6 protein-coding genes are annotated in these 8,270 nt (G+C 62.3%); 5 read left to right on the top strand and 1 reads right to left on the bottom strand.

Annotation, left to right across the window (positions count from 1 at the left end; all coding sequences use genetic code 11):
- The first annotated feature begins 57 nt into the window (after nucleotides 1-57).
- The 5 genes from AC1DT2_RS11390 (at nucleotide 58) to AC1DT2_RS11370 (ending at nucleotide 7,090) form a co-directional block, all read left to right on the top strand.
- Entirely contained in the window at nucleotides 58-3,975 is a 3,918-nt protein-coding gene (locus AC1DT2_RS11390) for a pilus assembly protein (RefSeq protein WP_477296285.1), read from the top strand.
- Nucleotide 3,976: 1 nt separating this feature from the next.
- A complete protein-coding gene (locus AC1DT2_RS11385; protein ID WP_477296284.1) occupies nucleotides 3,977-4,408 on the top strand; it encodes a type IV pilin protein in 432 nt (143 codons plus the stop codon).
- Nucleotides 4,405-5,025, top strand: coding sequence for a GspH/FimT family pseudopilin (locus AC1DT2_RS11380; RefSeq protein WP_269448001.1), 621 nt, complete (start codon nucleotides 4,405-4,407; stop codon nucleotides 5,023-5,025). The genes AC1DT2_RS11385 and AC1DT2_RS11380 overlap by 4 nt, the downstream gene beginning before the upstream one ends.
- A gap of 58 nt (nucleotides 5,026-5,083) precedes the next feature.
- Nucleotides 5,084-6,166: a PA0069 family radical SAM protein gene (locus AC1DT2_RS11375; protein ID WP_477296286.1), complete on the top strand. Its 1,083-nt coding sequence runs from the start codon at nucleotides 5,084-5,086 to the stop codon at nucleotides 6,164-6,166.
- Between the two features lie 219 nt (nucleotides 6,167-6,385).
- Entirely contained in the window at nucleotides 6,386-7,090 is a 705-nt protein-coding gene (locus tag AC1DT2_RS11370) for a c-type cytochrome (protein ID WP_477296283.1), read from the top strand.
- A gap of 2 nt (nucleotides 7,091-7,092) precedes the next feature.
- Here the strand turns inward: AC1DT2_RS11370 and AC1DT2_RS11365 are convergent.
- A partial coding sequence (locus AC1DT2_RS11365; protein WP_477296282.1) for a DUF418 domain-containing protein occupies nucleotides 7,093-8,270 on the bottom strand: 1,178 nt, incomplete at its 5' end.

The raw sequence follows: 8,270 nt of genomic DNA, 5'->3' as shown, positions 1-8,270 counted from the left end.
GTCCACCTTCGTTACGCCGAACCTCGTCGCATGTACGCTGACCTGAAGACACCCCTCATGCAGAAACCTCTCCTCTCGTGGGCTGTCCTTCTCGTCGCAGCGATCGCATGGCTGCTGGCCGCGTCCGCGGTCACGGCCGGCACTGTCACCGTGAGCAAGACGCCGCCCGGCGTCACCTCGAAGGTGGCACCCAACATCGTGGTGACGTTCGACGATTCCGGCTCGATGAACTCCACGTCGATTCCCGATTCGATGGACGACAACACCGCCTCGAAGTACTACTACTCCGCGCAGGGCAACCCGATCTACTTCGATCCGACGATCACGTACGTGATCCCGCCGGATGCGAGTGGCGCTCCCCTGGGCACGCCGACGTTCAAGGCCGCATGGCGCGATGGTTACTGCGCAAACACCTTGACCAAGAAGTGTTGGTCACCCGGCAGCAGCAAGTATCTCAGTCCTATCGTGGTCGACCTCAGCGCGGCGTTCTACGCCGGGTTTCTTGCCAACACCCTGGCGGGTAACTCGCCGTGCTCGCGAAACGCCAATGAGCTCACGACGTGGTACGTGAACGGCAATTGCCCGCAGATGGACATCCCGGCGTCGGTGCGAGGAACCACTTCCACCAGCACGACGACGACGTGTTCAGGGCTCCTCTGCGGGCTATTCAACGGCGTGCTCGGCACGAAAACGACCACCAACAGCGATGGCAGTGTCACAGTCGCCACCTGTGTGTTGAGCTCGCGGGTGACCACCTGCACGTTGGTCACCACCCAGACGAGCGCCAACACCGGCGGCTTCTACTATGTGTGCACGCAGCCCACTAACGACGCGACCTGTACATTCCACCTTGTCGCCAATGAATCGGCGGCGATCCAGCAGAACTTCGCCATCTGGTACAGCTATTACCGGACGCGAAACCTCAACGCGCGCGCGGCGGTGGGACGTGTTTTCGCCAGCCTTGCGGACGGCTCGGTACGTGTCGCCTGGCAGACGTTACAGACACAGACAGCGAGCGGCAGCTACAACACCAACGCCGGTAGCTACGCCGGCCAATACTACGGTCCACTGATAACGACGAGCCAGATTCTCGAGCTGGCGAACGCCACCTCGTGCGTGCCCACGAGCACCGCCGACACCTGTTGGCGGAGCCAGTTCATGAACTGGCTCTACGGGGCGCCCGCCAGCGGCGGCACGCCGACGCGCGTGGCGACCCAGGTCGCCGGCGACTTCTACAAACGCGCACTGAAGACATCGCCGAATGCGCAGGACCCGTACTGGAACGGCAGCACCAGCACACCGGGTGAGCTCTCGTGCCGCAAGAACTTCAACATGCTGGTCACCGACGGCTACTGGAATGGCGATAGCCCCGCCAAGGGGACATCCCTGGACTCGGTCGGCCTGACGTTACCCGATGGCACGACCTACGCGACGAGTGGCACGCCCTCGAAGATATTCTGGAACCAGGTGGGCACCACCAATCCCTCGCTCGCCGACATCGCTTTCTCATACTGGGCCAACGATCTGCGCACCGACCTGGCCAACAACGTGCCAGCCTATTATCCGGACCTGACCACCGGCGTTACCGGCAGCTCGACGACCGTCAACCTGACGACGCCCGGCAGCAACAGCGAGGTCTACTTCAATCCGGCGAACGATCCCGCGACGTGGCAGCACATGTCCCAGTACATGGTCACCATGGGTATCTCCGGTACCCTGACCTTCCCGAGCGACTACACCGCGCTGCGCAAGGGAACCAAGGCGTGGCCTACGCCCGACACGGGGGGTGGCGCGACCAACATCGACGATACCTGGCACGCGGCCTTGAACAGTCGCGGTGGATACTTCAGTGCCGCGGATCCGACCTCACTCGTCAGTAGCCTGACCACCGTCCTCTCGTCGGTGATCGCAAGCAGCTCGACCTCACTCACGCTCAGCCTCAGCGCGAACGTGCTGACGACGAATGCGCTCGCTTACTACGCGGGCTACAACACGATCGACTGGAGCGGGACGCTGATTGCCAGGGTGGTTGGCTCGAACGGTGCCGTGGGGGCGGCGGTGTGGCTTCCGGCGCCGGGCGACGCTGGCGCCTTCCTCACCAATCGTGCGACCAACGATCCCCGTTTTATCGCCACGAGCACTGGTCCTGGCGCCGGTAAAGCCATCACGTTTGCCTATACCGGCCTGAGTACCACCGAGAAGGCCGCGTTGGACTCGTCCGACGGTACGGGGTCCACAGCGACGACCGACAACCTGGGCACGAAACGCGTGGACTGGCTGACCGGCATACGCACGCTCGAAGGCACCACGTTCCGTACGCGATCGTCGTTGCTTGGGGCGATATTCGGATCGCAGCCGGCCTATGTCGGCGCTCCCAACAGCGGGTACGGCGATTCGTTCTCGGCGGGAGCACCGGAAGCGAAGGCCGTCGCCGCCGATCCCACCATGAGTTACTCCACGTTCCTTTCCAAGTGGGCGACACGTCCGGCGGCAGTTTACGTGGGTGCTAACGACGGCATGCTGCATGCGTTCGACGCGCGCCTGGCTTCCGTCTCAGGTGCGCTGCCTGGCCGCGAACTGTGGGCCTACGTGCCGGCGAGCGTTTACGCGAATCTCCCGGCGCAGTCCCGATTGACGAACTTCACCTTCACGCCCACGGTCGACGGCAGTCCGGTTACCGGCGACGTCTTCTTTAACGCCAATAGCGCGCTGAACAACTCGACCATGGGTTGGCACACGTTGCTTGTCGGCTCGCTGCGCCTGGGCGGCCGCGGTGTCTTCGGCATCGACATCACCGACCCGAGAACAACAACGCTCAATACGAGCACTGCCGTCGCGTCCAAGGTGCTCTGGGAATTCAACAGCGACAGCGTTGCCGCCACCGGCACGCCCGCCAACCTCGGGTACACCTTCGGCACGCCGGTCATTACCCGGGTCGCTTATGACAATGGCGGTGGCTCCGTGGGCCGCTGGGTGGTTCTCGTCCCCGGCGGTTACTTCCCCGATGGCAACACCTCGGCCGCCGCCAGTAACACGTACAGCTCGCTGTTCGTCCTCGATGCGCAGACCGGGACTCTGTTGAAGGAGATCCGCACGCCGACGGGAACCGGTGCGGTGGTCAGCCATGGCCTGACGACGCCAGCGGTCGGCGACTACGACGGCGACCAGGTGGCCGATGTCGCCTTCGCAGGCGATCTGGACGGCAACGTATGGCGGATCGATCTCTCCACGGCAGCGCTTGCCTCAACGACCCAATCGCAGGGCGTCAGCCTGTTGTTCAAGCCAGCCACCGCTAACGCGCAGTCGATCACGACGTCGCCGCGGTTGCTCGCCGATCCGACGTCGACGTACTTCATGGTGATCTTCGGGACCGGTCGTTACCTGAGTACGGCCGATACCGCGGACACCACGATCCAGGCGCTCTATGGCGTACGCGACCCGGGCACGAACGTGGCCTCTCCGATCACCCTGGCCGGAGGCAACCTGACCAAACAGACCATGGCACTGGATGCGGCGACCGGCGCCATCGGCGTCACCAGTAACGTCGTGCCGGCGACGAGTTCCGGCTGGTACATGCGCCTGGATACGGTAGCCGGGGAACGCGTCGTCGTGACGCCGGCTCTGGACTCGAGCAACAACACCGTTACCTTCAGCACCCTGATTCCGACCGCCAACGATCCCTGCACGACATCGAGTTCCGGTTCGATCATCGCTCTCGACGGTACGACGGGCGGCGCGGCCTTCGGGGTCTCCATCGGTTCGACGGTCAGCTTCGGCAGTGGCTACTCGCTTGCCGGCGCTCACGTACTGGGCGCCGCCAGTTCCGGTTCGCTCTACACCTCGGCCAGTCTCAGCGGCGGCACCTCGTATCTGCCGGGCCAGGTACCTGCGCTGGGTGGTAGTGGCACGCCGGTCGGCGAAAGCATTCCTACTGCGCGCCGCCGCTCGTGGCGCATCCTGAATGGCGAGAACTGACATGCTTGCGATTAAGCGCCCCCGTGGCGGCTTCACCCTGCTCGAACTGATGATCGTCCTCGTCGTGATGGGCATCCTCGCGGCCATTGCGATCACGTCGTACAGCCGCTACGGATTCCGCGCACGACGATCGGACGGACAGAAGTTGCTGATGGCGATCGCCAACGCCGAGGAGCGCTACTTCGCCCTGCACAATGCCTATGCGGATCTCGCCACCATCGGCTACTCGACCACCATCACGGCGACGTCGGAGAACAGCTATTACACCGCGTCGGTGACGCCCGCCACGGTCAATGCTGTGGCGGCTCAGGGTTACACCGCTACCGCGACGCCCGTCGGTTCCCAGGCGCGCGATACCTGCGGCGCACTCACCGTGACCGATACGGGCCTGAAGGGCCCCGCGGGCACGACCGCGAACGGCGTTTGCTGGTGACGGTCGGCCGCTCAGGAAGGCGTGCCGCGCGAGGCCTCAGCCTCGTCGAGCTCATGGTTGCGATCATCGTGGCCGCCATCCTCACGGCGATCGCGTTGCCGTCGTTTCGCACGACGCTGCAAAAACACCGGCTGCGCGTTGCCGCCGACAACCTCCAGGCGGCCGTTCAGTACGCCCGCACGGAAGGCGTCCTGCGCGCGACCTATGTGTCGCTCTGTGCGAGTGCCGATGGCGCGACCTGTTCGGGTGCCGCCACGTACGAAACGGGTTGGCTGGTCTACGTCCACCCGGTGGCGACGACCAAGGCGAGCGATGTCTACACGGCCACTGCCTCGGCGGGGATGCAGATTCTCCGCACGTCGCCGGCATTGAATGGCGTGTCCGCCCGTGCGGTGGATGGGGCGGTCGTCACGTTCGGCCAGCAGGGACAACTGGAGGCTGTCGCGTCGCGCACGAATGCCTCCCAGCCCATGGCCTTCGTCCTCTGTGCGCTCAACGCCAGCGCGAGCAGCCTCGGTACGAACACGACCCGGCTCCCGGGATCGCGCATCGGTGTGAGTCCCTATGGCGGCATCGCGTTCACCAAGCTGGCCAGTACGGACATCTGCACACCCTGAGAGGCGGCCTGCCAAGCGGATCGCGCCCCTTGAGATCGGTTGGCTGTACATTTGTACAATGTCCTCTCCGATCCCCACTATCCGCCCACACAAGGGCCGCGGCGCCGCCTCCAATCCCGAAGGCCGGTTCGAGAAGACTCGATCCGTGGCCGAAGACGACGGGTGGTACCGGGAGGACGAGACCACCCGGCCGCCGACGGAGACCAGGGAAGAGCTGGCGCGCTCGGTCATCAGCCGGAACGACTCCCCCGATGTCGGGTTCGACCAGGCCCTGAATCCTTACAGGGGCTGCGAGCACGGTTGTATCTACTGCTACGCGCGTCCGTCCCACGGATATCTCAACCTCTCGGCCGGCCTCGACTTCGAGACCAAGCTGTTCGCCAAGACCAACCTCGAGGAAGTGCTGCGCGGTGAGCTGGCCAAGCGCAGCTATGTCTGCAAGCCGATCAACATCGGTAGCAACACGGATCCCTACCAGCCGATCGAGAAGAAGTGGCGGCTGACACGCGCCGCGCTCGCGTTGCTCAACGAGTGCAACCACCCGTGCACCATCGTCACGAAGAACGCGCTCATCGAGCGCGACCTCGACATCCTCGTGCCGATGGCCGAGCGCAATCTCGTGCATGTATTCGTGTCGATCAACTCGCTGGACAACAAGCTGGCGTCGAAGCTCGAGCCGCGGGCCAGTGCCCCGCATCGGCGGATGAAGGCGGTGGAGACGTTGAGCAACGCGGGCGTGCCAGTGGGTGTTTTGGTTGCGCCGATTATTCCGGCGCTAAACGAGAAAGATGTAGAGGCGATCATCGAGCAAGCAGGTGTCGCTGGCGCGCGATCGATTGGGTACACCTGCGTGCGTCTGCCGCATGAGCTCAAGCAGCTGTTTCGCGAGTGGCTTGAAGTGCATTACCCGGATCGCGCCTCGCACATCATCAGTCTGATTCAGCAGATGAACGGCGGGAAGGACTACGACTCGAACTTTGCGACGCGCATGCGTGGGCAGGGGGTGTTTGCGGACATTATTCGCAAGCGGGTGCAGGTGGCGACGCGGAAGGCGGGGTTGGATCGTGCTTGGGATACGGTGTTGGACACCTCGCGGTTCGTGCCGCCGCGAGTCTTTTCGCCCCAAGGTGAGCTGTTCTGAACGGAGGGCGAGTATGTAGTGCTTCGTCGCCAGTGAGAAATACCTCGGAACGGAAGCAAGATGGGGCGCACGAACGGTCGCTCCAATCGGTGATGTATCGAGGGTCTCCCGAGCCCCCGCCTGTGGTCAGGTTCAACTAAGGTTGCTTAGGTTGAGTGCGCAGGGAGAGCATCAGTGGGTGTATCGTCGGCATTCCACTTTCATCTGTCGTGCACGACAATGCCCACTCCCCATGATTGGCACCCTCTAGCGTTCTCGAACAAGCGGGCTGAGAAAGGATCGACTTTTGGCCGACTTACCCGCGCCACGGCGCTTTGCATCGTGTTAGCACTACTGCCAGCACTCACCATGGCCGGACAAGCAGCCACTACGACATCACCACCTCCCGCACGGCTCGTTGCCGTATGCGCAGGTTGTCACGGCAATCGCGGCGAAGGCTCCGAAGCAGTGAGATCACCGCGACTGGCCGGTATGAATCCTGACTATCTTGCGCACGCGTTGTCCATGTTCAAAGACGGAACGCGCGCTAGCGTCGTCATGCAACCGGTAGCGCAAAGTCTTTCGGACGACGAGATGCACGCGATCGCAGCATATTTTTCAGCTGAGGATCCACCGCTTGCGCAGTCCCTGCACGCTCCTTCGGCGGAAACGATTTCGGCCGGAAAGCTGCTTGCCGAAAGCGGTGGCAAGAACGGCGTTGCTTCTTGTTTCAGCTGCCACGGCCCTTCCGGGCAAGGCAATGGCGCGCGCTTCCCTGCTATTGCCGGCCAGCCAATGGCATTCTCGATCGCACGGATTCACGAATTCCAGGCAAGGGCCAGAGCGACGCCGCCAAAGCCGGGATCTATGACCGAGGTCGCATCCAGAATGGACGATGCACAGATCGAAGCGGCCGCAGCTTACTTTTCCGTGACTAAGCCTTGACCCTATTTAATACAGCCGCGTGAACTCGTATGTAGCGTAGGCCGGGGGGTTCCGCCACGTGAAACGCTACCTGGGGCGGGCTGCAGCATCGGCTGGAACTTTCCGTAAGTTGCCGAACGCCAGACCCATTCCAGCGGGCCGAATTGGAAACAGCGCAGCCACAAGGAACTCAGGGTGATATTGACGGCCCATACGGCGAAAACCACGTACATCAACTGGCAATACTGTAGGGTGCCAAACAATTTCCACGGCCCCCAGATGAAAAAAAACTGGCAAAGCACGCTGGCCAGCAGGTAGTTGGTCAAAGCCATCTTGCCCACAGCCGCGAGGAGCCGCTGAATCCGCTTCAAGGCGCCCAGTTTGATCAGGATCATGACGACGGCGGTAATCGCCACCATGCCTGTCAAGCGCTGCAGATCATAGGGTAGGGTCAGCCACTCGTCGTTATTGAGAAAGAAGAAACACCCATGCGCATACGTGCGGTACACGCCGACAATGACCAGCGGCACGGAAATACTGAATCCTATTACTGCCGTCCATACGTATGTCGCTGTCGATAGCTCGGCAGTGAGGAATCCCAGTTGGAACAAGGCAATGCCCAATAGGGCGGGGGCGAGGATGTCGGGCATCAGGAAGATGTGGAACGAGACACTCGTTCCGATGTAACGGTCAAGGCGTTGGTCGACGCCTTCCCAATAGCCTTGTTCGCGTTTCTTCTCGACCTCTTTGTTGATTTCCTCGCGCGTTTGAAGGCGATGGGTGTCGATGACTCCCTGCCACGCCTTCTGCACGGAGCGCTCCGCAGCACTGACCGGCTGATGCCGCTGTTCCTTCGTCGCGACGGCTGCAGCTTGACGGGACAAGAGCATATTCTGCGCGATATGGAAGTAGGACTCGTACGAAAAGGTACTCAACAAGGACGATATGGCTACCAACGCGAGCAATACCCTTGGCCGCGCTTTCCGCAATGGATACAGAAGAAGCAAGGCAACCAATCCGTAGTCGAAAAGGATATCCCCCTCCCAGATGAAGCAACCGTGGATCAGCCCGAACAGCACGAGCACGATGTTCCTTCGCGTGTAGATATCCGCTGCCATGCCACCTGCACCGCGCTTCTCGGCTCGACTGGTTAGCAAGACAACGCCGGCACCGAACAACATCGAGAACATGGCGCGCATCT

This window comes from Luteibacter sp. P4_E6 (assembly GCF_056401535.1).
The sequence above is the reverse complement of the archived record's forward strand: the minus strand, read 5'-3'. Positions and strand labels throughout refer to the sequence as shown.

Bases quoted from the DNA above. Each gene is read 5' to 3' on its own strand.
- AC1DT2_RS11375 (WP_477296286.1), top strand. From the start codon at position 5,084: ATGTCCTCTCCGATCCCCACTATCCGCCCACACAAGGGCCGCGGCGCC.
- AC1DT2_RS11390 (WP_477296285.1), top strand. From the start codon at position 58: ATGCAGAAACCTCTCCTCTCGTGGGCTGTCCTTCTCGTCGCAGCGATC.
- AC1DT2_RS11370 (WP_477296283.1), top strand. From the start codon at position 6,386: ATGCCCACTCCCCATGATTGGCACCCTCTAGCGTTCTCGAACAAGCGG.
- AC1DT2_RS11385 (WP_477296284.1), top strand. From the start codon at position 3,977: ATGCTTGCGATTAAGCGCCCCCGTGGCGGCTTCACCCTGCTCGAACTG.